Source organism: Plantibacter sp. M259, from assembly GCF_006065115.1.
GTDB classification, from domain to species: Bacteria; Actinomycetota; Actinomycetes; order Actinomycetales; family Microbacteriaceae; genus Plantibacter; species Plantibacter auratus.
This window is the reverse complement of the sequence record NZ_CP040750.1, coordinates 880,391-905,243: the sequence shown is the minus strand read 5'-3', so window position 1 is coordinate 905,243 and position 24,853 is coordinate 880,391. Positions and strand designations below refer to the sequence as shown.

Annotated in this window: 12 protein-coding genes; 10 read left to right on the top strand and 2 right to left on the bottom strand. The window is 69.8% G+C overall.

What is annotated here, in order from left to right:
- Positions 1–93 precede the first annotated feature (93 nt).
- The 7 genes from FGL15_RS20195 (at position 94) to FGL15_RS03945 (ending at position 15,405) form a co-directional block, all read left to right on the top strand.
- On the top strand, positions 94–8,466 hold the full coding sequence (locus FGL15_RS20195) for a hypothetical protein (RefSeq protein WP_168223306.1): 8,373 nt from the start codon (positions 94–96) through the stop codon (positions 8,464–8,466).
- Between the two features lie 114 nt (positions 8,467–8,580).
- Positions 8,581–9,639: a DUF5819 family protein gene (locus tag FGL15_RS20490; RefSeq protein WP_205858685.1), complete on the top strand. Its 1,059-nt coding sequence runs from the start codon at positions 8,581–8,583 to the stop codon at positions 9,637–9,639.
- Positions 9,636–10,661: an HTTM domain-containing protein gene (locus FGL15_RS03965; RefSeq protein ID WP_138945040.1), complete on the top strand. Its 1,026-nt coding sequence runs from the start codon at positions 9,636–9,638 to the stop codon at positions 10,659–10,661. Before FGL15_RS20490 ends, FGL15_RS03965 begins: the two co-directional genes overlap by 4 nt.
- 447 nt (positions 10,662–11,108) lie before the next feature.
- Positions 11,109–11,897: a DeoR/GlpR family DNA-binding transcription regulator gene (locus FGL15_RS03960; RefSeq protein WP_086475043.1), complete on the top strand. Its 789-nt coding sequence runs from the start codon at positions 11,109–11,111 to the stop codon at positions 11,895–11,897.
- On the top strand, positions 11,894–12,895 hold the full coding sequence (locus FGL15_RS03955; RefSeq protein WP_138945039.1) for a 1-phosphofructokinase family hexose kinase: 1,002 nt from the start codon (positions 11,894–11,896) through the stop codon (positions 12,893–12,895). Before FGL15_RS03960 ends, FGL15_RS03955 begins: the two co-directional genes overlap by 4 nt.
- Positions 12,896–13,013: 118 nt before the next feature.
- The gene (locus FGL15_RS03950) at positions 13,014–15,056 is read left to right on the top strand and encodes a fructose-specific PTS transporter subunit EIIC (protein WP_138945038.1); all 2,043 of its coding nucleotides are present in this window, start codon (positions 13,014–13,016) and stop codon (positions 15,054–15,056) included.
- Positions 15,057–15,135: 79 nt separating this feature from the next.
- Positions 15,136–15,405 carry an HPr family phosphocarrier protein gene (locus FGL15_RS03945; RefSeq protein ID WP_056014456.1) on the top strand — a complete coding sequence of 90 codons (270 nt, stop codon included), beginning with the start codon at positions 15,136–15,138 and terminating at the stop codon, positions 15,403–15,405.
- 596 nt (positions 15,406–16,001) lie between these two features.
- Here the strand turns inward: FGL15_RS03945 and FGL15_RS03940 are convergent.
- Together FGL15_RS03940 and FGL15_RS03935 are read right to left on the bottom strand one after the other, a co-directional pair.
- Complete coding sequence (locus FGL15_RS03940; protein WP_138945037.1) at positions 16,002–19,910, bottom strand: glycoside hydrolase; 3,909 nt, start codon at positions 19,908–19,910, stop codon at positions 16,002–16,004.
- A gap of 354 nt (positions 19,911–20,264) precedes the next feature.
- Complete coding sequence (locus tag FGL15_RS03935; protein ID WP_240773772.1) at positions 20,265–21,305, bottom strand: LacI family DNA-binding transcriptional regulator; 1,041 nt, start codon at positions 21,303–21,305, stop codon at positions 20,265–20,267.
- A gap of 150 nt (positions 21,306–21,455) precedes the next feature.
- On the opposite strand from FGL15_RS03935, the gene FGL15_RS03930 reads away from it, so the two are divergent.
- From FGL15_RS03930 to FGL15_RS03920, 3 genes are all read left to right on the top strand, one after another.
- Positions 21,456–22,379: a carbohydrate ABC transporter permease gene (locus FGL15_RS03930; RefSeq protein WP_064296050.1), complete on the top strand. Its 924-nt coding sequence runs from the start codon at positions 21,456–21,458 to the stop codon at positions 22,377–22,379.
- On the top strand, positions 22,379–23,329 hold the full coding sequence (locus tag FGL15_RS03925; RefSeq protein ID WP_085512471.1) for a carbohydrate ABC transporter permease: 951 nt from the start codon (positions 22,379–22,381) through the stop codon (positions 23,327–23,329). Before FGL15_RS03930 ends, FGL15_RS03925 begins: the two co-directional genes overlap by 1 nt.
- Before the next feature lie 156 nt (positions 23,330–23,485).
- A complete protein-coding gene (locus FGL15_RS03920; protein WP_138945036.1) occupies positions 23,486–24,838 on the top strand; it encodes a sugar ABC transporter substrate-binding protein in 1,353 nt (450 codons plus the stop codon).
- Positions 24,839–24,853: the final 15 nt, after the last annotated feature.

Below are 24,853 nucleotides of genomic sequence, written 5' to 3'. Positions count from 1 at the left end.
CCCTCCTCTGGGGGACAGGCACACCCGCCCATAGATTGGCCGGGATTGACGCCAGTCGCGGGTCTGCCCGTGCACCGAAGAAAGGGTTCCACCGTGGGGGAACAGCAACGCAGCATCCTCGGCCGAGGCCGTGCGTGGAAGGTCGCGGCCATGGCCGTGGTCGGCACGGTCATCGCCATGGGATCGACGACGGCGGCCACAGCGGCCCCGTCCGACGTGTCCGACGGCTTCGGCCGCTTCCTCGGTGGACAGGCGGCCGGGATCAACCTCGACGCCCTCGCCGCAGTCGCCGGCGCCCGTGCGGAGAACCCGAGCGGGGTGCACCCGGTCGCCGCGAACCCGCTGTCCGCCGAGGTGCTGAACACCCTCGGCGTCGACCTCGGCAGCTCGCTCCAACTGTTCGGCGCCAACGGCGTCATCGAGCTCGGTGCCGTCGCCCAGTACGGTGCCGCGGCCGACAACGGTGACGCGATCGCCGGTTCCGGTGCGGTCACCGACCAGGGCGGCGTCTCGATCGGTGGACCCGATGCTCCGCCGGCGGACGCCGAACTCGACCTCACCGGTCTGCTCGGCCGGGTCGGGACGCCCACCGGCGGGATCCTCAGCGACCTCTCCCTCAGCCTCGGCGCCCTCGCCTCGACGATCTCGCAGACGGACGGTGCCACGGCCGTTCCCGACTACCAGATCTCCGGTGCGACGCTCAACTTCCAGAGCCCCCTCGTGCAGAACGTCGGGACGCAGGTGACCGGCCTCCTCCCGCCGCTGCAGACGACGCTCAACGGGCTCACCTCGGCGCTCAACACGGCGCTGAACGCGAACCTCATCGGTGTCCTCCGCGTGAGCGCGACGGGGACGGTCACCCCGCCGAACCTCGCGACCGTCGTCAACGGCATCCTCACCACCCAGGCCTCGCAGTCGGCTGCCACGGGGGTCTCGGTCAATCTCCTCACGGGCGCCGTGACCGTCGACCTCGCGACCCTGCTCGCGAACGACCCGACGCTGCCCGACCTCAACGACCTGCCGCCGAACACCTCGTTGCTCTCGGGCCCGATCGGTGCCGCCATCGCTGCAGCGATCACCTCTGCCGTCGCCGCGCAGGTCACGGCCGTGTCCGCCGGCCTGCAGACGGCCGTGGACAACACGCGCATCCAGGTCACCGGCAACGTCACGACGAACGTCGTCGTCACACAGGTCCCGGTCATCTCCCTGTCGCTCGACTCGACCCTCGGGGCGGTCCAGAACGGTACCGCCGCCTTCACCTCGGCGGGGCTCCTCCCGAACGTGCTGAACCCGATCCTCGCGACCCTCGGCTTGACGCTGGACGGCGTGGTCAACCTCGTCCTCGGACTCGTCAAGAACGTCGTCGGCACCGCGTTCACCAGTCTGAACACGCTCAACACCGGCCTCAACGGGATCACCGGCGGCCTCGCCGCGAACGTCGTCGGACCGATCCTCAACATCGTCCGCCTCGTCGCCGATGTGACCGCCAACGTGCAACCGGCGACCGGCGACCTCGGTGACGGATCGGCGACCGTTCGAGCCGTGCAGATCTCCCTCGTCCCGGCGATCTCGCTCGCGACAGTCAACCTCGCGTCGTCCTCCGTGCGCGGCACGCTCGTCGTGTACGACACAGCCATCACCGCCACGCCAGCGACGGTCAACCCCGGCCAGTCCACCGTGATCGACGGCACCGGCTTCGCGGCGAACGAGCAGGTCACGATCACCGCTCCCGGCCTCGACCCGGTCACCACGACGTCGAACGCCGCCGGCGAGATCAGCCAGTCGGTCACGATCCCCGCCGGCTTCACCCCGGCGACCCTGACGTTCACCGCCACCGGTGCGACCTCCGACACCCCGGCCGCCACCGACCTCGTCGTCGCGCCGTTCGCGACCGCCATCACTGCCGACCCGGCGACGATCGCTCCCGGCGGCAGCACCACGATCACCGGCACCGGGTTCCTCCCCGGCGAGTCGGTGTCGATCACCGTCCCCGGCCTCACCGACCCGGTCGTCACCACCGCGACGGGCACCGGCACGATCTCCGCCAGCCTCACACTCCCGGCGGACTTCCCACTCGGCCCGGTCACGGTCACCGCGACCGGTGCATCGTCGGCCAGCCCGGCGACCACCACGGTCACCGTCGAGGCGACGCAGTACGTCACCGCCATCACCGCTGACCCGGCCAGTGTCGTCGCCGGTGGGACCACGACGATCACCGGTACCGGCTTCGCCTCGGGTGAGACGGTCTCCGTCTCGATCCCCGGCGTCGACCCGTTCACCACGACGGCCACCGGAACCGGCACGATCTCGGTCGAGCTCGACGTCCCCGCCGACTACGCCGCAGGCCAGGTCGTCGTGACCGCGCTCGGCGAGACGTCCGACACCCCGGCCACGACCAACCTCGCCGTGGTCTACGAGACCTCGATCGTCGCCGTCCCCGCCACCGTCGCGGGCGGCACCACCACGATCATCAACGGTGCCGGGTTCGCACCGGGTGAGGACGTCGTCGTGACCTTCCCCGGCCTCGACCCGATCACCGTCACCGCCACGGCACTCGGCGCGATCGGCACCCCCATCGCGGTCCCGCAGGACTTCGCGGTCGGCGACGTCACGGTCACCGCCCTCGGAGCCGTGTCCGCGACCGAAGCGACCACCGCCGTCACCGTCACCGAGACCGTCTACGACACCGCCATCACGCTGGACCCGACGTCGCTCATCCCTGGGAACACCACGACCGTGACCGGCACCGGCTACCTGCCCGGCGAGACGGTGACCGTCGGCTACCCGGGCGGCACCCCGGTGACCGTCGAGGCGGACGGCGACGGTGGCTTCACCGTCGACCTGCCCGTCCCCGCCGGCACACCGGCCGGCACGGTCATCGTCACCGCGACCGGTGAGACGTCGGCCACCCCGGCGACCGCCGACCTCGAGGTGCTGCCGTACGACACGGCCATCACGGCCGACCCGGCCTCGCTCCTCCCCGGCAACTCGACCACCATCACGGGTACCGGCTTCGCCGCGAACGAGTCGGTCTCCGTCTCCTTCACTGGCGGCACGCCCGTCGTCGTGACGGCTGACGGCGATGGCGGCTTCACGGCCGTCCTGCCGATCCCGTCCGGCACGCCCGCCGGTCCGCTCACGGTCACCGCCATCGGCGCGGTCTCCGCGACGCCGGCGGAGACGGACCTCACCGTCGAGGCGTACGACACCGAGATCGCGCTCGACCCGTCGACCGTCGCACCCGGTGGGAGCACCGTCGTCACCGGCTCGGGCTTCGTCCCGCAGGAGACGGTCACGATCACCATCCCCGGCCTCGCCACCCCGGTGACCACCACCGCGAACGGCGACGGTGAGATCACGGTCAGCGTCACCCTCCCGGCGGACTTCCCTCTCGGCGACGTCACGGTCACCGCTACCGGCGCCGTCTCGGCCACCCCGGCCACGGCGACGCTCACCGTCGAAGCGACCACCTACGTCACGGCCATCACGGTCGATCCGACGACCGTCGTCGCGGGAGAGAGCACGCTCGTCACCGGTACCGGCTTCGAGCCCGACGAGACCGTCACGGTCTCCATCCCCGGTGCGCCCGCGGTCACCACGCAAGCGTCGGCGACCGGTACCATCTCCGTCTCGCTGCCGGTCCCGGCGGACTACGCGGAGGGCACGGTCGTCGTGACCGCCCTCGGCGAGGTCTCCGAGACCCCGGCCACGACGAACCTCGCGGTCGACGTGGTCTACACCCCGACGATCACCGCCGACCCGGCCACGGTCCCCGGAGGCACCAGCACCGAGATCTCGGGCGCCGGCTTCGCTCCGAGCGAGAGCGTCACGGTCACCTTCCCCGGCCTCGACCCGATCACGGTCACGTCGAACGCAGCCGGTGAGATCACGACCACCATCGACGTCCCGCAGGACTTCGCGGTCGGTCCGGTCACGGTCACCGCCCTCGGCGTCGTCTCCGCAACCGAGGCGACGACCACCGTCACGGTCGAGGCCACGGTCTACGACACGGCGATCACCGCCGACCCCGACACGCTCCTCCCCGGCGGCAGCACCACCGTCACCGGGACGGGCTTCCTGCCCGGCGAATCGGTCTCCGTCTCCGTCCCCGGCGGCACGCCCGTCGTGGTGGAGGCCGGCCCGGACGGCGACATCACCGCCATCCTGCCGATCCTGCCCGGCACTCCCGCCGGCCCCGTCGTCGTGACGGCCGTCGGAGCAGTGTCGAACACACCCGCCACTGCGACGATCACCGTCGAGGCGTTCGACACGACGCTCACCGCGACGCCGTCCACCCTGAACCCCGGTGACTCGACGATCCTGTCCGGCACCGGCTACGTCGCGAACGAGTCGGTGACCATCTCGGCTCCCGGCTTCGACGACATCGTGACCACGGCGAACGGGCTCGGCGAGATCAGCCAGGTGGTCGCCTTCCCGGCGGACTTCGTCCCCGCGACCGTGACGTTCACGGCCACGGGCGCGCTGTCGCTCACCCCGGCGCAGACCTCGGTCCTCGTCGAAGCGGTCGTGTACGACACGGCGATCACGGTTGATCCGACGACGGCCAACCCGGGTGGAACCACCACCGTCACGGGCACCGGCTTCGCGCCGAACGAGACCGTCACCATCACGATCCCGGGCGGCGACCCCGTCACCGTGACGACGAACGGCGACGGCGACTTCACCCAGGCCGTGACGATCCCGGCCGGAACGCCGGCCGGACCGATCACGATCACCGCGACCGGTGAGACCTCGAACACGCCCGCCGACGCCGACGTGACCGTGGTTCCGTACGAGACCGCGATCACCGCGGACCCCGACACGCTGCTCCCCGGCACCTCGACCACGATCACCGGTACCGGCTTCGCGCCGAACGAGTCCGTCTCGGTCTCCATCCCCGGTGGTACGCCGGTCGTGGTGACGACGGACGGCGACGGCGGCTTCACCGCTGCCCTGCCGATCCCGTCGGGCACGGAGGCCGGACCGCTGGTCGTCACCGCGACCGGTGCGATCTCGGCGACAGACGCGACGGCGGCGGTCACCGTCGAGGCGTACGAGACCTCGATCACGGTCGACCCGACGACGGTCGCCCCCGGTGGGAGCACCCTCGTCACCGGAACCGGCTTCGCGCCGAACGAGGCCGTGAACGTCACCGTCCCGGGCATCGCGACGCCGATCCCGACCACGTCGAACGGCGCCGGTGAGATCTCCGTGAGTGTCGACCTCCCGGCCGACTTCCCGCTGGGACCCGTGACCGTCACCGCCACCGGTGCCGTCTCGGCGACGCCCGCCACGGCGACGCTCACCGTCGAGGCCACGACCTACGTCACGGCCATCACGGCCGACCCGACCACCGTCGTCGCGGGTGCCAGCACCCTCGTCACCGGAACCGGCTTCGCGCCGAACGAGAGCGTCACGGTCTCGATCCCCGGCGCCGACCCGGTGACCACGACGGCGACGGCGACCGGCACCATCTCGGTGTCGCTGCCCGTGCCGGCCGACTACGCCGAGGGTGCGGTCGTGGTGACCGCACTCGGTGCGACGTCCGACATTCCTGCGACGACGAACCTCACGGTCGACGTGGTCTACACGCCGACGATCGCGGCCGACCCGGCGACGGTCCCCGGCGGGACCTCGACGGAGATCTCGGGGAGTGGCTTCGCTCCGAACGAGAGCGTGACGGTCACCTTCCCCGGCCTGGCGCCGGCGACGGTCACTTCGAACGCCGACGGTGAGATCACCACGACGTTCGCCGTCCCGCAGGGCTTCGTGACCGGTCCGGTCACGGTCACCGCACTCGGCGTCGTCTCGGCGACCGAGGCGACCACCACCGTCACGGTCGAGGCCACGGTCTACGACACGGCGATCACCCTCACGCCGGACACGGTGAACCCGGGCCAGACCACCACGGTCACGGGTACCGGCTTCCAGCCGAACGAGTCGGTCAGCGTCTCGATCCCCGGCGGCGACCCCGTCGTGGTGACGGCGGACGGCGACGGCGGCTTCACCGCGACGCTGCCGGTGCCGCCCGGAACGCCCGCCGGCCCGGTCACGGTGACCGCGGTCGGTGAGACCTCGGCGACGCCCGCTGAGGCGGAGCTCGCGGTCGAGGCCTACGAGACGGCGATCACCGCCGACCCGAGCACGGTCACGGCCGGCGGAGCGACGCTCGTCACGGGCACCGGCTTCGCGCCGAACGAGTCCGTCACGGTCACGGTCCCGGGTGGCACGGCCGTCCCGGCGACCACGAACGGTGCCGGCGAGTTCTCGGTCGGGATCACGGTCCCGGCGAACGCGCCGGTCGGCCCGCTGGTCATCACGGCGGAGGGAGCGGTGTCGCAGACGCCGGCCACTGCGACCGTCACGGTCACCGCCATCGTGTTCTCGCCCGTCATCACCGCCTCCCCGGACGCGCTGATCGCAGGCAACACGACGGTCATCACCGGATCGGGCTTCGCAGCCAACGAGACGGTCACGGTGTCGATCCCGGGCGCCCCGGTCGTCACGCAGGTGACGAATGCCGGCGGTGGCTTCACGGTGACCCTGCCGGTCCCCGACGGCTACGCGCTCGGCGACGCCACGGTGACGGCACTCGGTGCCGCATCGGACGAGCCGGCGACGACGATCATCGAGATCCTCGCGTACGACACGGCGATCACGGTCGACCCGTCCTCGGTGCTGCCGGGTGAGACGGTCACGGTCGACGGCACGGGCTTTGCCGGAGGGGAGACCGTCACTGTCTCGATCCCAGGCGCACCGTCGGTCACCGTGGTGACGAACCCCGACGGCTCCTTCTCCGTCGAGCTGCCGATCCCGGACGACTACACGCCTGGCCCGGTCACCGTCACGGCCGAGGGCGACGTCTCCGAGACGCCGGCCGAGTCCGACGTCACCATCGAGGACGGTGCGGTCGACGTCGACACCGACGCTGCGGCGGTCGACGTGGACGCTGCTGCTGACGTGGACGCCGACGTGGACGTCGATACCGCCGCTGATGTGGACGCTGCCGCCGACACCGACGCTGCCGCCGATGTGGATGCTGCTGCGGACACCGACGCTGCGACTGACGTGGACGCGGCGGCTGATGTGGATGCTGCTGCCGACACGGATGCTGCGGCTGATGTCGACACGGACGCTGCTGCTGATGTGGACGCTGCTGCTGATACCGACGCTGCTGCCGATGTGGACGCTGCTGCCGATGTGGATGCTGCTGCTGATGTGGACGCTGCGACTGATGTGGACGCTGCTGCTGATGTGGATGCTGCTGCTGACACGGACGCTGCTGCTGACACTGATGCTGCGGCCGACGTCGATGCTGCCGCTGATGTGGATGCTGCTGCGGACACCGACGCTGCTGCCGATGTGGACGCTGCTGCCGATGTGGACGCTGCCGCCGATGTGGATGCTGCTGCTGACACTGATGCTGCGGCTGACGTGGATGCTGCGGCTGACGTGGATGCTGCCGCTGACGTGGATGCCGCTGCTGACGTCGATGCTGCCGCCGATACGGATGCTGCTGCGGATGTGGATGCTGCGGCTGACACGGATGCTGCGGCTGACGTCGATGCTGCCGCCGATGTGGATGCTGCTGCGGATGTGGATGCTGCTGCCGACACCGATGCTGCGGCCGACGTCGATGCTGCTGCTGACGTGGATGCCGCTGCTGACACGGATGCTGCTGCTGACGTCGATGCTGCTGCTGACGTCGACGCTGCCGCCGACACGGACGCTGCCGCCGACACGGACGCTGCCGCTGACGTGGATACCGCTGCCGACACTGACGCTGCTGCCGATGTGGATGCTGCTGCGGACGTCGATGCTGCTGCCGACACGGATGCTGCCGCGGATGTCGATGCTGCTGCCGACACTGACGCTGCTGCCGACACCGATGTTGCGGCAGATGTGGACGCTGCTGCGGACACCGCCGCTGACGGCACCGACCTCGACCTCAACGCCGACGCCGACGCTGACACTGCTGCTGACGCCGACACCGCGACTGACGCCGACACCGCGGCCGACGCCGACGGCGACACCGACGCCGGTGACGACCGTCAGGCGACCGTCAAGTACGCGACGATCGTCCGCGACACGGGTGTGATCCAGGAGGTCTACGCCACCGGCTTCGAGCCCGGCGAGACCATCTCGGCCACCGTGTTCTCAACGCCGTTCGCTCTGACGCCGGTCATCGCAGATGCCTCCGGTAACGCCACGTTCACCTTCCCGATCGACTCGTCGCTCGAGCTGGGTGCCCACCGCGTGGAGCTCTCCGGATCCGTGACCGGTGCCCTGCCGCTCGACCGTCAGGCAACCGCCTTCACGGTCACCGCGGCGGCCGCCACCGCACCGGGGTCACGCCCCGGTCTGCCGAGCACCGGCTTCGACGGCCTGTGGCTCGGGGGACTCGGCGCCATGATGCTCCTCCTCGGAGGTGCCTTCGTGGCTACGCGACGGGCGCGTATGGAGTGACCCCGCCGAGTGGGCCGCGCCGCATTCGGGTCGGCGCGGCCCACTCCTTCCCCGCGGACGCACCACCGAACGGGTGCCCCGCGGTTCATCACCACCCAACACCCAGGAGGAACCGTGACTCCGATCACACGCACACCCGTCGAGGGCCGTTCTGACACCCTTCGACAAGCTCAGGGACCGGAAGGGGCTCAGGGACCGGAAGGGGCTCAGGGACCGGAAGGGGCTCAGGGACCGGAAAGGGCTCAGGGACCGGAAGGGGCTCAGGGGCCGGAAAGGGCTCAGGGACCGGACGGCGCCGAGGGGCTCGAGGCCGGGCAACCGGTCCCTGAGCCTGCCGAAGGGCAGGCTTCGGCGGGGACCCTTCGACAAGCTCAGGGACCGAGCAGCGGTCAGGGGGCGGAGTCGGCCGCCCCACCGAAGCGGGCCGCGCGCATCGCCGCCGCCGTCTCGATCGCCCTCGTCGGCGTCTACGTCGCCGGCACCCTCGTCATCGTCTCGCCCACGACACCCGTCCGTGGTGCCGTCGTCGCCGCCGCCGGCCCGTACTTCACGCAGAAGTGGAACGTCTTCGCGCCGAGCATCATGAAGACGAACATCACCTTCTCCGTCCAAGCCCAGTGGCGTGACGCCGACGGGGCGCTCGTGAAGTCCGACTGGGTCAACGTCACGAAGCTCGAGCAGCAGGCGGTCCCCGGCCACGCCGAGCCGTCGCGGATCCAGAAGTCCTCGTGGAACGCGATGCTCGCCTACAACGCCCGCTACCTCGCGCTCGACGCCCAGCAGCGCGAAATCGTGCGCGACACCTTCATCCAGCGGGCCGACGGTGGCGGGTATCGCGCCCAGTCGGCCGAGTCACTCATCGCCGACCTCGACGCCGTCAGCACGACGCCGAGTTCAGGACAGGGCGACGTCGTCCGGTTCCTCCGGTACGACTACATGCTCAAGGAGTACGCGACCGCGTTCTCCACGGCGTACTTCGAGCAGGACGTCGAGCGCGTCCGGTGGCGGATCGACCGCACCCGCCCGAACGACTTCGACAACCGCTTCTCCGAGGAGCAGCAGTTCGACGACACCGCCGTCACCTTCGGCTGGCGGCAGGTCGACGACGTCATCGACCCGGAGACCCTCGCCGTCTACCGGGACGTCATCGCCCGCTACGGGGGTGCACGATGAACGCCGTCCGCGCATCGTTCGACCGCTTCGCCGGCTGGGTCACTGGTAGCAAGCACGCCGGCTACAGCCTCTCCGCCCTACGGATCCTCTACGGTGTCGCGATCGTCAGCTTCCTCGTCACGAGCCTCGCCGACCGCCACTACCTCTGGGGCGTCGCATCGAAGTGGGTCGACCCGGAGGCGAACCGTCGCGCCTGGTTCCCGCTGTTCGAGCTCGTCTTCACGAAGGACAGCGCCTTCGTCTTCGACCTCGCCTACGGGGTGCTCATCGTGCTCGGGCTGTTGTTCCTCGTCGGCTGGCAGACCCGGTTCGTCACGCCCGTCCTGCTCGTGTTCTGGGTGGGGCTCGCGACCAACAGCACGGTGCTGACCAATGGCGGCGACACGATCATCCGCATCACGCTGCTGTTCCTGGTGTTCGCGGACCTGTCGCGTCACTGGTCGGTCGACGCCTGGCTCACCAAGCGGCGGGGTCGAGCACTGCGGCCGATCCTGCGCGGTCGGTTCGCGATCCCGGCCTGGCTCGCGAACGCTGCCAACAACACCGCGGTCCTCCTCTGCGCGTACCAGATCATGCTCGTCTACGTGAACTCCGGCATCTACAAGCTCATGGGTCCCGAGTGGCGAGAGGGGACCGCGTTCTACTACTCGCTCGTCCTGGACGTGTTCCGACCGTTCCCCGCGCTGAGCGACCTCGCCTGGCAGGTCGGTCCGTTCGTCTGGTCGGCAACGTTCCTGTCCGTGTGGGTGCAGCTGCTGTTCCCGGTGCTGATCCTGTGGCGGCCGACGCGGATCCTCGCGCTCGGCTTCACGATCCTGATGCACCTCGGCATCGGCCTGTTCCTCGGACTGTGGCCGTTCTCGCTCGCGATGATCGCGCTCGACCTGCTGTTCGTCCGCGACCGCAGCTGGGTGGCCGTCGGTCGGTGGGCGGCGCACGCCGGGGGAGTGCTCCGCCAACTGCTGCCCGAGCGCCAAGCAGCGGAGAGACCTGTCACGACGTCGGCCGGTTCGCCGTCGTGACACCAGCCGTCTCGCACGTTCGGGTGCGAGACGAACCGGCGGTCGGCGCCACGGTTGCGCCGACCGCCACCCCTTTGCCGGTCCCATCCCTCGCGTCCTGAGCCGCTGCCGACCGTCCTACTCGATCGGTCACTGAGCCTGTCGAAGTGCGCCCTTCGACAGGCTCAGGGACCGGGGGTGGTTGCTGCCCTTCGACAGGCTCAGGGACCGGGGGTGGTTGCTGCCCTTCGACAAGCTCAGGGACCGGGGGTGGTTGCTGCCCTTCGACAAGCTCAGGGACCGGGGGTGGTTGCTGCCCTTCGACAGGCTCAGGGACCGGGGGTGGTTGCTGCCCTTCGACAAGCTCAGGGTCCGGGGCCGAAGTGGATCTGTGTTTCTCTGTGTTTGTGTGATACTTTCTTCGCACTGCAAGCCTGCAACACCGGAAACGAAGGTCAAGGACGACGCATGTACGCGACGGAGCGGCACGAGCACATCACCAGCCGGGTGAAGACGAGCGGACGGGTCTCCGTCGCCGATGTCTCCCGTGAGCTGGGCGTCACCGCCGAGACCATCCGTCGCGACCTCGACCAGCTCGAAACCTCCGGCGTCCTGCGCCGCGTCCACGGTGGTGCCGTCTCCGCAGCACGCGCCTCCGTCGCCGAGGCCAGCCTCGCCGACCGCCAGGGCCAGCGGAGCGACGCGAAGGCCACGATCGCCCGTGCAGCTCTCCGGCTCATCCCGTCGACGTTCAGCGGCTCGATCGTCATCGACGCCGGGACGACCACGGCCCACCTGGCCGACCTCCTCGTCACCTGGCGTCCGGCCACCGCCGGCCAGACCCTCACCGTCATCACCAACTCCGTCCCGATCGCCGCGACGCTCCACCACTGCGACCACGTCGAACTGCACCTCCTCGGTGGCCGGGTCCGTGGCATCACGAGCGCGGCGGTCGGCAGCACCACCGTCGACGAGCTCGGCCGGTTCCGCCCCGACATCGCCTTCGTCGGCGCCAACGGGGTCAGCGCCGACTTCGGTCTCAGCACGCCCGACGAGCTCGAGGGTGCCGTGAAGTCGGCGATCGTCCGCGGTTCGCGCCGGGCCGTCGTCCTCGCCGACGCCGCCAAGCTCGGTGAGGAAGCGCTCATCCGCTTCGCCGCCCTCGACGAGATCGACACCGTCATCACCGACGAGGTCGTTCCGACGACGCTCGGGGACGCCCTCGAGGCTGCGGGTGTCGAGGTGGTCGTCGCATGATCATCACCCTGACCGCCAACCCCTCGCTCGACCACACGGTGGAGCTCCCCGGTGTCGTCGAGCGCGGCGAGGTCCTCCGCGCTCTCGCCAGCCGGGAGCAGCCGGGCGGCAAGGGCGTCAACGTCTCCCGGGCCATCGCCGCCGCCGAGCTGGCGACCATCGCCGTCCTCCCCGGCGAATCGACCGACCCGATGATCGAGTCGCTCCGCGCGCAGGGCATCGACGTCCTCGCCGTCCCGACCGGGCAGCCCGTGCGTCGCAACATCACGCTCACCGAGCCCGACGGCACCACCACCAAGATCAACGAGCCGGGTCCGCTCCTCACCGAGGACGACGCGGCACGCCTCGTCGACGCGACCGCCCGTGCCGCCGCGACCGCCGAGTGGCTCGTCATCGCCGGTTCGCTGCCGCCCGGTCTGCCCGCCGATTTCTACGCGCGGATCGTCCGGGCCGCTCGCGCCCTCACCGACGGTACCCGCCCGCTCGTCGCCGTCGACAGCTCGGGGGAGCCGCTCGCCGCCCTCCTCGACGCCTTCGCCGCCACCGGGGAACGCGTCGACCTCATCAAGCCGAACGGTGCCGAACTCGCCGAACTCACCGGCACCGCGTCCGGCGACGAGATCGAGGCGGACCCGGCGCTCGCCGCGTCCGTCGCCGCCACGCTCATCGGCACCACGGACCGGCCCGGTCCGGTCGCCGCCGTCCTCGTCACGCTCGGCTCCCGAGGAGCTGTGCTGGTGGAGGGCGACACCGCCTGGTCGGCCCGGGCACCGAAGATCGTCGCGCGCAGCACCGTCGGCGCGGGGGACTCCTCCCTCGCCGGCTACCTGATCGCCCGAACCGCAGGTCTTCCACCTGCAGCACGCCTCGCGCAGGCCGTCGCCCACGGAGCCGCAGCCGCGGCACTCCCCGGCAGTGACGTGCCGGCGCTCAGCGGGACGGACGCCGCCGCCATCGACGTCGTCCAGCTCCCGCAGCGGATCCCCTCCGCCCCCTGACCACCCCGGTCCCTGACCGCCCACCCCGGTCCCTGACCGCCCACCCCGGTCCCTGAGCTTGTCGAAGGGCCGCCCCGACCACCCGAAGCACCAGCATCCGTTTCGAAGGAGAACCCAGATGTCCACCCCACTCATCACCCCAGGGCTCGTCGCCCTCGACGCCGACCTCGGCACCGATCGCGCGGGTGTCATCCGCGCGCTCGCCGAGCTCGTCGTCCGCGCCGGCCGTGCCACCGACACCGAGGCCCTCTTCGCCGACGCCTGGGCGCGGGAGAGCAAGACCGACACCGGCATCCCCGGCGGCATCGCGATCCCGCACTGCCGTTCGGCCGCCGTCACCGAGCCGACGCTCGCGATGGCCCGTGTCTCGCCGCTCGTCGACTTCGGTTCCGACGACGGCCCGGCCGACCTCCTCTTCTTCATCGCGGCTCCGGACGGCGCCGACCAGGCGCACCTCGCCCTCCTCTCGAAGCTCGCCCGCTCGCTCATCAAGCCCGAGTTCGTGACGTCGCTGCGTGAGGCACCCGACGCCGCAGCCGTGGTCGCCCTCGTCGAGGGTGCGCTCAGCGACGCACCCAAGCCGGCGTCGGCTCCAGCAGCCGAGCGCGCCGCGACGGCTCCCGTCGAGGCCGGCGACCAGGCCGCACGGCCCGTGCTCATCGCGGTCACCTCGTGCGCCACGGGCATCGCCCACACCTACATGGCGGCCGACTCGCTCGCCGCCACCGCCAAGCGCCTCGGTGTCGAGCTGCACGTCGAGACGCAGGGCGCGTCGGGCGCGACCCCGCTGCCCGCCGACGTCGTCGCGAAGGCGCAGGCGGTCATCTTCGCCGTCGACGTGGACGTCCGCGACGTCACGCGCTTCGCCGGCAAGCCCGTCATCAAGGCTCCCGTCAAGCGCGGCATCGACGCCCCGGAACAGCTCATCAACGACGCGGTCGCCGCGATCTCGAACCCGAACGCCCCGCGGGTCGCCGCAGCCGCCGGTGACGCCTCCGCGTCCACGTCGGACAAGAAGGACGCGAACGTCGGTCAGTCGATCAAGCGCTGGCTGCTCACCGGTGTGAGCTACATGATCCCGTTCGTCGCGGGTGGCGGTCTCCTCATCGCCCTCGGCTTCCTCCTCGGTGGATACAACATCACCGAGAACGCCGGCAAGATCATCGTCGAGAACAGCCTCGTGAACCTGCCGGCCGGCGGCCTGGGCGCCTACCTCGGTGCGGTCGCGTTCTCCATCGGCAACGCTTCGATGGCGTTCCTCGTCCCGGCCCTCGCCGGCTACATCGCCTACGCCATCGCCGACCGACCGGGCATCGCGCCCGGGTTCGTCGCCGGTGCGGTCGCCCTCCTCATGAGCGCCGGCTTCCTCGGCGGACTCGTCGGTGGTCTGCTCGCCGGTGGTGTCGCCTACGGCCTCGGTCGCCTGAACGTGCCGCGGTGGCTGCGTGGGCTGATGCCCGTGGTGATCATCCCGCTGATCGGCTCGATCGTCGCGTCCGGGCTCATGATCCTCGTCCTCGGTGGCCCGATCGCCGCGCTCATGGGCGGGCTCAACTCCTGGCTCTCCGGCCTCACCGGTGTCTCCGCGATCCTGCTCGGCGTGATCCTCGGCACGATGATGGCTTTCGACCTCGGTGGCCCCGTCAACAAGGTCGCCTACTCGTTCGCCGTCGCCGGTCTCGGTGCGGGCACGCTCGCCAACCAGGCCCCGTGGCAGATCATGGCCGCCGTGATGGCCGCCGGCATGGTGCCGCCGCTCGCGATGGCACTCGCCTCGACCGTCCTCAGCCGTCGTTCGTTCACCGCGGTCGAGCGCGAGAACGGCAAGGCCGCCTGGCTGCTCGGTGCCGCGTTCATCAGCGAGGGTGCGATCCCGTTCGCCGCGGCCGACCTGTTCCGCGTCATCCCGGCGTCGATCCTCGGTGGTGCCGCCACCGGTGCGCTCATCATGGCGACCGGCGTCACCTCGCAGGCACCGCACGGTGGCATCTTCGTGTTCTTCGCCATCGGCAACATCGGGATGTTCATCCTGTCGGTCGCCGTCGGAACCGTCATCACCGCGATCGCGGTCATCCTGCTGAAGCGGTTCGCCCGTCGTCGTCCGGTGGAGGGTGTCGACACGGCAGCCCCGGCCGTTGCCACGGCACCCGCGACCGTCTGATCCGTACCCGTCCGATCCACAGCCTGACCTGATCCACTGGTCGGGCCGGCACCAACCGAACCGCAGAAGGAGCATCATCATGGCCGAACGCCAAGCCACCATCGCCAGCCGCGTCGGGCTGCACGCCCGCCCCGCCAAGCTCTTCATCGAGACGGTCAAGCGCCAGCCGGTGCCCGTCACGATCGAGCTGGGCGACTCGGGCCCGCTCGACGCCTCGAGCATCCTCACGATCATGAGCCTCGGCGCCACCAACGGCGACGTCGTCACCCTCCGCGCTGAGGGCGAGGGCGCCGACGAGGCACTCGCCGAGCTCGCCGGTCTCCTCGAGACGGACCTCGACGCCGAGTAGTCATCCTGCACCACGAAGCCCCGCCGCCCGAGTCGTCTCGGACGGCGGGGTTTCCTCGTGGGCCCTTCGACAGGCTCAGGGAGCGTGGAACCGTTCCGGTCACTGAGCTTGTCGAAGTGCCCTCGGGGAACCGTTTCGTGTCGGGTGTGGTTGCTCGTGGGCCCGTCGACAGGCTCAGGGAGTGTGGAACCGTTTCGGTCACTGAGCTTGTCGAAGTGTCCTCGGGGAACCGTTTCGTGTCGGGTGTGGTTGCTCGTGGGCCCGTCGACAGGCTCAGGGAGTGTGGAACCGTTTCGGTCACTGAGCTTGTCGAAGTGTCCTCGGGGAACCGTTTCGTGTCGTGTGAGGTTGCTCGTGGGCCCTTCGACAGGCTCAGGGAGCGTGAAACCGCTCCGGTCACTGAGCTTGTCGAAGTGCCCCCGGGGAACCGTTTCGTGTCGGGTGTGGTTCCTCGTGGGCCCTTCGACAGGCTCAGGGAGCGTGAAACCGCTCCGGTCACTGAGCTTGTCGAAGTGCCCCCGGGAACCGCTCGCCTGCCGACACACGACGAACCCCGCCACCCGAGATGACGGGTGACGGGGTTCGTCAGGAGCGACCTACTCGGCGGAGCGACGGCGACGCGCGAGCAGCACCGAGGCGAAGCCGACGAGGCCGAGGAGCAGCGCGACGAGCCCGATGCTCGACACGTCCACACCCGTGCGCGACAGCGAGTCGGCGCCGGCGGCCGAACCACCCGAGGGCGAGCTCGTGCCGTCACCACCACCGGCGGTTCCACCGCCGGAGCCCGTGCCGGGACCGGTACCGGGGTTCGTCCCCGGGTCGGTTCCGGGATCGGTCCCCGGGTCCACCGCGGCGGCGAGCACCGTCACCGGCGTGGACGTCGTCTCCACCGGCGCGAAGCCATCGGCCGAGACCGTGACCCGCACCGCGAGCGCTGCACCAGCACTGCCGGTGGGCGGCGTGAACGTCGCCGTGTCGGCACCGTCCACGACCTCGTCGTCGAGCAGCCAGGCGTAGACGACGGTGGCGTCCTCCGGGTCGACCACGACCGCCGCGGTCGTCGGCACGCCCTCGCGGGCCACGCTCGACAGCATCGCGGTCGCGACCGCCGTCCGGGCGAAGGTGATGGTCGTCGACTGCGTGGTCACGCCGTCGGCCGCCGTCACCGTGATGACGACCCCGTCGCTCGCGTCAGCCGCAGCACGGGCTGCAGCCGCCGGTGCCGCTTCGAGCGGTTCGATCGTCACCGTCGCATCGCGGTCGGCCGGGATGGCGTCGACCACGGGGTCGGCGGACCCGGCCAGCGGCACCTCGTACTCGAGGACGTCTGCGTCGAAGCCCTCGACCGGCGTGCCGTTCACCCGCAGCGCGGCGAGGCTCGCCTCGGTCGCGACCGACGGTGCGAGCGCGTAGATCTCGACCTCCGAGACGACCAGGTGGGTGTTCGCGTACGCCGTCATCACGACACGGACCGCACTCGTCGTGACGCCACCGAGGTCGACGTCGACGATCGGCGCCGTCCCATCGGTCGGGACCGGCACAGCGACCGCCCCACCCGGAGCGTCGATCCACGCGCCGTCGGCGTCGCGGACCTGCACGGTCAGTGCACTCGGCCAGCTGTTGGTGTTCCCGTCCTTGTAGGCGTAGAAGGTGACGTGCTCGATCGTGTGCTGACCGCCGAGCTCGTAGCTCAGGGTGTCGCTCGCCGGCTTGTTCGACGAGCGCCAGTTCGACCAGCCCTTGTCGTTCCGCACACCGTTCTTCGTGTTGCTCGCCGGGTAGCCCGACTCGGTGGACGTCGCACTCGCGACGGTCGTGGTGTCCGGTGCGATGTTCCGCTCGCCGGGCGCTGTGACGATGATCGACAGGACTGCGTCGATCGGTGCCGCGGCCGGATCGTTCGAGGCCGCCGCGCCGCGCACCTGCACCACACCGGTGTCGGCGAGGTCGGCGTCGTCGAGGGTGCTGAAGTCCCACGTGACGGGCGTGTCGAAGCGGTTGGTGCTCGCCCCGATCTGCGCCGGGACCGTCGTCGGTGCCGCAGCGATGACGGCGCTCGCCGGGGACCCCGCGGCGACCGTCAGGGAGACCGGCTCGGTGGTCGTGAAGCCACCGATGTCGACGGTGGCCTGTGCAGTGAACGCCGCACCCCACCCATCGGTGCCGGAACCGTTCACGACGATCGTGCCCGGCGTGTTCCAGTCCACGGCCGAGGTGTCCCAGGTGACCGGGACCGGAGCGCCTTGCACCGCGCCGTACAGCGGGACCACGGTCGTGGGCAGCGCGGCCGGAACACCGGCGACGGTCTGCAGCGTGACCGGCTGCACACCCGTGAGGGCGGTGTCGACGAAGCTCCACGTCTGGTTCGCGCCGTTGTTCGACTGGTAGACGCCGACGGCGGCGCCCGTCGTGGTGGACTGCCCGCCGACCTCGAGGGCCTGGCTCGTCCCGACGTTCACGAGGCTCCAGTCGGAGCCGTTGGTCGTCGTCGGGATCCACTGCAGCGAGGGGTCGGCCGCAGCCTGTTCCCGCGTCGCGGCGACGAGCGAGGTGCCGGCGGAGTTCGCGGAGAGGAGTGCTCCGGACGAGCTGCGGACGGCGTAGCGGTCGGTGTTCGTGCCGCCGCCCGAGAGTCGCTCGGCGGTCCACACCTGTGCGGCACCGGTCGTGGCGTCGGAGGCACGCGGGGTGATCGTGCCGGCCGGGACGGTCCCGGTCGTGGCTGCGGCGGTGAACGCCTTCGCGCTCTGCTTGCCGACGAGCTGGTACGCGTGTCCGTCCTGGAACGGTGCCGCATCCGCCGCGACACCGGTCGCGCCGTCGACGAGGAAGGTGGTGACCGACTTCGCCGGGACGGTGAGCGTCGCCTGCTTGGTCACCGGGTCGATCGACACGGCGTCGCCCTGCACGAGCGCGTTGGCGGTGACGTCGTCCGCGGGGGACTCCGTCGTCACGATCGGCGTGACCGTCGCGCCGGGAGCGATGTCCGCGAACTTCGACAGGTCGATGGTGATCGTCCGAACCGAGGTCGACGGGTTGGCGTGCACGAGGGTCGCACCGGTGCCGTCGGCACGGAGCGCCGTGGTGGTCTGCGCGTCGGTGGACGGGATGAGGTGGTCGCCGGGCTGCACGTAGTGGGTGAAGTTGCGGAGCGTGTTGTACTTCGCGTTCGTCTTCACGGAGCAGCTCGGGTCGGCGTCACCGTCGGCGATGCGTCGCTCCGAGCCGCCCTCGGCGTTGCAGTCGAAGTCGATGAGGACGCTGCCCCAGTTGAGCTTCTCGACCTTCTCCATGTTGTAGAGGTCCTCGACGGGCTGCCAGAGCACCCACGCGGTCGGCTCCAGGTTGCGGAGGTCGTCGATCAGGTGCGTCGCCATACCGATGCCGTTGTCGATGTTCGTGAGGTTGTGCTTGCCGCTGGAGTCCCAGTTGCCCTCGACCTCGCTCATCCACAGCGGCTTGCCGGCGGTCTTCGCGATGTCGCGCGCGACGACGCTGCCGCCCTGGCCGTAGCTGTGGACGTTGAGCTGCGTGACGAGGTCCTTGGCGGTCTGCGACCAGCCGTTCCAGTTCGTCGCGAAGATGCCGGGGTTGGTCTCGTCCATGGCCGCGATGACGGCATCGGTCGAGGTGCCCTCGGCGGCGAGGCGCTCGGCGAGGGCCTTGATGACGGTGTCCTGCATGGCCGGGCCGATGTGCGCACCCTCCTGGCGTCCGCCGCTCGGCCAACCGGTGCTCTGGTCGATCGTCGTGCCCCAGTAGTTGGTGTTCGGCTCGTTGAACGGGTCGATGGTGTCGAAGTCGATGCCGGTGTCGGCCTCCAGATGGTCGACGACGGTGGTGAGGTACGCGACGAAGTCGTCGACGCTCTCGGGCTTCAGCTGCTCGTCGGCGGCGTTGAAGTTGCCTGACGCGTAACCGCTCTCAGTCATGAAGTAGGGCGGGGAGTTGCTGAACGCCTCCCACTTGGTGATCTTGTCCTTGAGCGCCGTGAGCCACCAGCGCTGGGTCTCGTCGGCGTCGAAGTCGTAGGAGGCCGGGTCGTCGGCGTCCCAGGCGGCGGCATAGCGGTCGCGGTCGGCGTAGTCGGAGGTGATGGGGCCGTCGGCGTCGCTCGCAGCGAGGTCCGGGTTCCACCAGCCGTCGACCGCGCCGCCGGCCCGCAGGTAGGGCGGGACGTCGCTCGCGTTGCCGCCACCGATGTTGTAGCGGGCGATGTTGAGGTTGAGACCGTCCTCACCGAACACCTTGTCGAAGAGGTCCTGGCGGACGTCCGCCGGGTAGTCGCCGGTCGCGTTGGCGAACCAGACGAGGCTCGTGCCCCAGCCCTCGAACGCCTCGTTCTGGTAGGCCGGGTTCGGGGTGATGGTGAGGGGAGTGCTCTCCGCGGCGGCCGCAGGTGCGGCCTCCACGGTGGCGAGTGCTGGTGCGATCGCGGCGATGCCGAGGGCGACGGCGACGGTCGCTCCGATCGTTCGGCGGCGGACTGGTGACGGCAGTGTCATCGGTGGTTCCTTCGTTGGAGGCCGTGGTGCAGGGGATGTTCACGTGAACATCGAGCGGCGTCGAACCACCGTGTTCACGTCAACATTTCCGACGAGTATGGGCGACCCCTCGCTCGGGTGTCAAGGCTGGCCCGGTCGCTGAGGCGCCCGTTCCGGTCACTGCGGTCCCCGTTCCGGTCGCTGAGGTCCCCGTTCCGGTCACTGAGGCCCTCGTTCCGGTCACTGAGCCTGTCGAAGTGCGGAGGTGGGCATTTCGACAGGCTCAATGACCGGGGCTTCGTTCGCCGAGCTGGTCGAGGTGTCGCCGTGGGCATTTCGACAGGCTCAATGACCGCGTGGAGTGTCTCGCTCGCCTCAGCGCGCGGGCGGGGGAGCCGTGCTCGCGCGGACGACGAGGGACGTCGGCGTGAGGGGCTCGGTGGAGAGCTGCGGGCCCTCCTCGATCTCGCGGAGGAGCGTGGTGATCGCCCGGCGTCCGATCTCGTCGAAGTCCTGGTGCACCGTCGTGAGCGGCGGCCAGAACGAGTCCGACTCCGGGGTGTCGTCGAAGCCGACGACGCTGATCGACTCCGGCACGGCACGGCCGCGCTCGTGCAGGGCGCGCAGGAGCCCGAGCGCCATCTGGTCGTTCGAGGCGAACACGGCCGTGATCTCCGGGCGCTCGGCGATCTCGAGGCCGATCTCGTACCCCGAGGTCGTCGACCAGTCGCCACGGAACGCGGGCGGCGGCGTGATGCCGGCCTCCCGCAGGGTGTCGGCCCAGCTCTGCTCACGACGAGCCGCCGAGTAGGAGGTGCGGGGGCCGGCGATGTGCCAGACGCCCTGGTGTCCGAGGTCGAGGAGGTGCTGGGTGGCGAGTGCCGCACCCTGGGCCTGGTCGTTGTCGACGACCGGGTAGTCGGTGCGTGCCGCGGAGTCGATCACGACGACGGGCAGACCTGCGGGCAGTTCGACGTCGGCGCCGTCGACGATGTGCGACTCGATGACGATGATGAGGCCGTCGACGTCCTGCTCGCGAAGGCTGTCGAGGGCGACCGCGACATCGCGCTGCGTCGGGTACTCGACGGGGACGACCGTGACCGAGTAGCCGGCCCGTGCGGCCTGGACCGTGATCGCGTCGAGCGTGCGCATGTTGCCATAGGAGGAGAGCGTGAACATCGTGATCCCGATGCTCCGGGTGCGCCCTGATCGCAGCGCCCGAGCGGCCTTGTTCGGACGGTAGCCGAGCTCCGTCATGGCTTCCAGCACGCGGTCGCGGGTGCCGTCGTCGACGTTCGTCAGTCCGTTGGCGACGCGGGAGACGGTCTGGGAGGAGACGCCGGCGTGCGCCGCGACGTCCGCCATCGACGGTGCTCGCCTGGCGCGGCCAGGCGCTCTCCGGGTGGTGTCCGTCATGGTCTCCCTATCGTCGCATCCATCCTTGCATGTTGACGTGAACATGCTATGGTACCGATCAGATGTTGACGCAAACATCCGCCGCGATCCCTCCCCCGCACGGCTCCACCGCACGACGGTTCCGCCCGAATCCCAGCAAGGAAGCTGCCCATGACCACTACGACCGCTCGCACCGGCCGGCCACCAGCGGTCCGTGTCCACCGACGCGACCGCCGGGATTGGAAGGGCTGGGCGTTCATCGCCCCCTTCATGATCGTCTTCGCGCTGATGATCATCGCGCCGCTCGTCTACGCGCTCTACCTCAGCTTCTTCCAGGAGAAGCTCATCGGCGGCAACGCCTTCGTCGGCTTCGAGAACTACGCACAGGTCCTCCAGGACCCGAAGTTCTGGGAGCCGTTCGGTCGTGTCGCCCTGTTCTTCGTCGTGCAGGTGCCGATCATGCTCGCCCTGTCGCTCACCGCCGCGCTCGCGCTCGACAGCGCCAGGCTCCACGGCGCCGCCTTCTTCCGCATCGCGCTCTTCCTGCCGTACGCCGTCCCGGGCGTCGTCGCGGCGCTCATCTGGGGCTTCATCTACGGCGACCAGTTCGGTCTCGCCGGCAGCTTCAACGACCTCGTCGGCGCCCAGATCCTCGAGCCGTTCAGCTCCCAGGCCGTCCTCGCCTCCATCGGCAACATCGTGACGTGGGAGTTCATGGGCTACAACATGCTCATCTTCTACGCCGCCCTCCGCGTCGTGCCCGGTGAGATCTACGAGGCGGCCGAGATCGACGGGGCCGGACAGTTCCGCACCGTCTTCAGCATCAAGATCCCAGCCCTCCGCGGAGCGCTCGTCATCGCGACGATCTTCTCCGTCATCGGGTCCTTCCAGCTCTTCAACGAGCCGAACCTGCTGAAGAACCTCGCGCCCAACGTGATCACGAGCAACTTCACCCCGAACATGTACGCCTACAACCTGTCCTTCGCCGGCCAGCAGTTCAACCTCGCGGCGACGGTCGCGATCATCATGGGCGTCATCACCGCCGTCATCGCCTACGTCGTGCAGGTGCGCGGCTCCCGACAGGAGAACAGCTGATGGCCACCGTCTCGAACCCGACCGTCCGCCCGCAGACCGTGTCGACCCGGACCGCCCGCAACCCGCGTGCCTTCGACCGGCCCACCCGGAAGCGCCACGACCCGCGTCGCAAGCGCTCGATCGTCCTCACGATCGTCATGGCCGTCTTCCTCATCTACTCGGTCGTCCCGATCCTGTGGCTCGTCATCAACGCGACGAAGTCCCAGCCCGACCTCTTCTCCTCCTTCGGCCTCTGGTTCGGCGACGGCGGGTTCAACCTCTGGCAGAACATCGTCGACACCCTGACCTACCGCGACGGGCAGTTCGTCGGCTGGTTCGGCAACACGCTCCTCTACGTGGTGGTCGGTGCCGGTGGGGCGACACTCCTCGCGACGATCGGCGGCTACGGCCTCGCGAAGTTCCGGTTCCCCGGCAAGCGCGCCGTGTTCGCGATCATCCTCGGCTCCATCGCGGTGCCGGGCACGGCCCTCGCCGTCCCGACCTTCCTGATGTTCAGCCAGCTCGGCCTCACGAACACGCCGTGGGCGGTCATCCTGCCCTCGCTCGTCAGCCCGTTCGGCCTATACCTCATCTGGACCTATGCGGTCGACGCGGTCCCGACCGAACTGCTCGAGGCAGCCCGGATGGACGGCGCGGGGGAGTTCCGCACCTTCTTCACGATCTCGCTGCGACTCCTCGGCCCCGGCATCGTCACGGTGCTCCTCTTCGCGATCGTCGCGACCTGGAACAACTACTTCCTGCCGCTCATCATGTTGTCGGAGCCGACCTGGTATCCGCTCACCGTCGGCCTCAGCCAGTGGAGCGCCCAGGCCACCGGTGTCGCCGCACAACCGATCTTCAACCTCGTGATCACCGGATCGCTCCTGACCATCGTCCCGATCGTCATCGCGTTCCTCTTCCTGCAGCGCTTCTGGCAGTCCGGTCTGAGCGCCGGCAGCGTCAAGGGCTGATCCTTCCTGCGGTCTCGGTTCCTGAGCTTGTCGAAGGGCCACCCGCACCCAACCCGCTTTCCCACCGGTCCCTGCCCTTCGACAGGCTCAGGAGCCGCTACTAACCCGCACCACCCGCATCACCTCCTCCTCCCAACGCAGTGAAAGGAAACACCCATGAAGCGCATCTCACCGTCTCGCACGGTTCTGCGCCGCGCGGCCACGGCGGCCGTCGCGTCCGCGATGATCGGAGCCTCGCTCGTCGCCTGCTCGTCCGGCGGTGGCAGCACCGCCTCGGGCGACGCCAAGGACATCGAGTCCGCCCTCGAAGCCGGTGGCGAGATCACCTACTGGTCCTGGACGCCCTCCGCCGAGGCGCAGGTCGCCGCGTTCGAGAAGGCCTACCCCAAGGTCAAGGTCAACCTCGTCAACGCCGGCACCAACACCACCGAGTACACGAAGCTGCAGAACGCGATCAAGGCCGGTAAGGGTGCCCCCGACGTCGCGCAGGTCGAGTACTACGCCATCCCGCAGTTCGCGCTCAGCGACTCCCTCGTCGATCTCAACGCCTACGGCTTCGGCGACCTGAAGGACGACTACAGCCCCGGCCCGTGGAGCTCCGTCAACATCGGCGACGGCCTCTACGCCCTCCCGCAGGACTCCGGCCCCATGGCCATGTTCTACAACAAGACGGTGTTCGACCAGTACGGCATCGCCGTGCCGACCACGTGGGACGAGTACATCGCGGCAGCCGCACAGCTGCACACGGCCGACCCGTCGAAGTACATCACCAACGACTCCGGCGACTCCGGCTTCGCGACCAGCATGATCTGGCAGGCCGGTGGACGTCCGTTCACCGCCGACGGCACCAAGGTGAGCGTCAACCTCGCCGACGAGGGCTCCAAGAAGTGGGCCGACACCTGGAACCAGCTCGTCGAGGGCGACCTGCTCTCCGACGTCCCCGGGTGGAGCGATGACTGGTACAAGTCGCTCGGCAACGGCAGCATCGCGACGCTCATCACGGGCGCCTGGATGCCGGGTGTGCTCGAGTCGTCCGTCGCCGAGGCCTCCGGCCAGTGGCGCGTCGCCCCGATCCCGACCTATGACGGCAAGCCCGCCAACGCCGAGAACGGTGGCGGTGGCCAGGTCGTGCTGAAGCAGAGCAAGAACCCGGCGCTCGCCGCTGGCTTCCTCAAGTGGCTGAACAACGACGAGGACAGCGTCAAGGTCTTCCTCGACAACGGCGGCTTCCCGGCGACGACCGCCGACCTCAACTCCGACGAGTTCCTCTCCGCAGCTCCCGAGTACTTCGGTGGCCAGAAGATCAACGAGGTCCTCGTGCAGGGCGCGAAGGACGTGTCGACCGGGTGGCAGTACCTGCCGTACCAGGTCTACGCGAACAGCATCTTCGCCGACACCGTCGGACAGTCCTACGCGAACAAGGCCGACCTGAACGACGGTCTCGCCGACTGGCAGAAGCAGCTCGTCGAGTACGGCAACACGCAGGGCTTCACGGTCACCGAGAAGTAGCCGACCGGCACCTGT

What these genes read in the sequence shown, in the direction of transcription:
- FGL15_RS03920 (WP_138945036.1), top strand. Translation starts at nt 23,486, where the DNA reads ATGAAGCGCATCTCACCGTCTCGCACGGTTCTGCGCCGCGCGGCCACG.
- FGL15_RS03940 (WP_138945037.1), bottom strand. Translation starts at nt 19,910, where the DNA reads ATGACACTGCCGTCACCAGTCCGCCGCCGAACGATCGGAGCGACCGTC.
- FGL15_RS03930 (WP_064296050.1), top strand. Translation starts at nt 21,456, where the DNA reads ATGACCACTACGACCGCTCGCACCGGCCGGCCACCAGCGGTCCGTGTC.
- FGL15_RS03955 (WP_138945039.1), top strand. Translation starts at nt 11,894, where the DNA reads ATGATCATCACCCTGACCGCCAACCCCTCGCTCGACCACACGGTGGAG.
- FGL15_RS03925 (WP_085512471.1), top strand. Translation starts at nt 22,379, where the DNA reads ATGGCCACCGTCTCGAACCCGACCGTCCGCCCGCAGACCGTGTCGACC.
- FGL15_RS03960 (WP_086475043.1), top strand. Translation starts at nt 11,109, where the DNA reads ATGTACGCGACGGAGCGGCACGAGCACATCACCAGCCGGGTGAAGACG.
- FGL15_RS03950 (WP_138945038.1), top strand. Translation starts at nt 13,014, where the DNA reads ATGTCCACCCCACTCATCACCCCAGGGCTCGTCGCCCTCGACGCCGAC.
- FGL15_RS03945 (WP_056014456.1), top strand. Translation starts at nt 15,136, where the DNA reads ATGGCCGAACGCCAAGCCACCATCGCCAGCCGCGTCGGGCTGCACGCC.
- FGL15_RS03935 (WP_240773772.1), bottom strand. Translation starts at nt 21,305, where the DNA reads ATGACGGACACCACCCGGAGAGCGCCTGGCCGCGCCAGGCGAGCACCG.
- FGL15_RS03965 (WP_138945040.1), top strand. Translation starts at nt 9,636, where the DNA reads ATGAACGCCGTCCGCGCATCGTTCGACCGCTTCGCCGGCTGGGTCACT.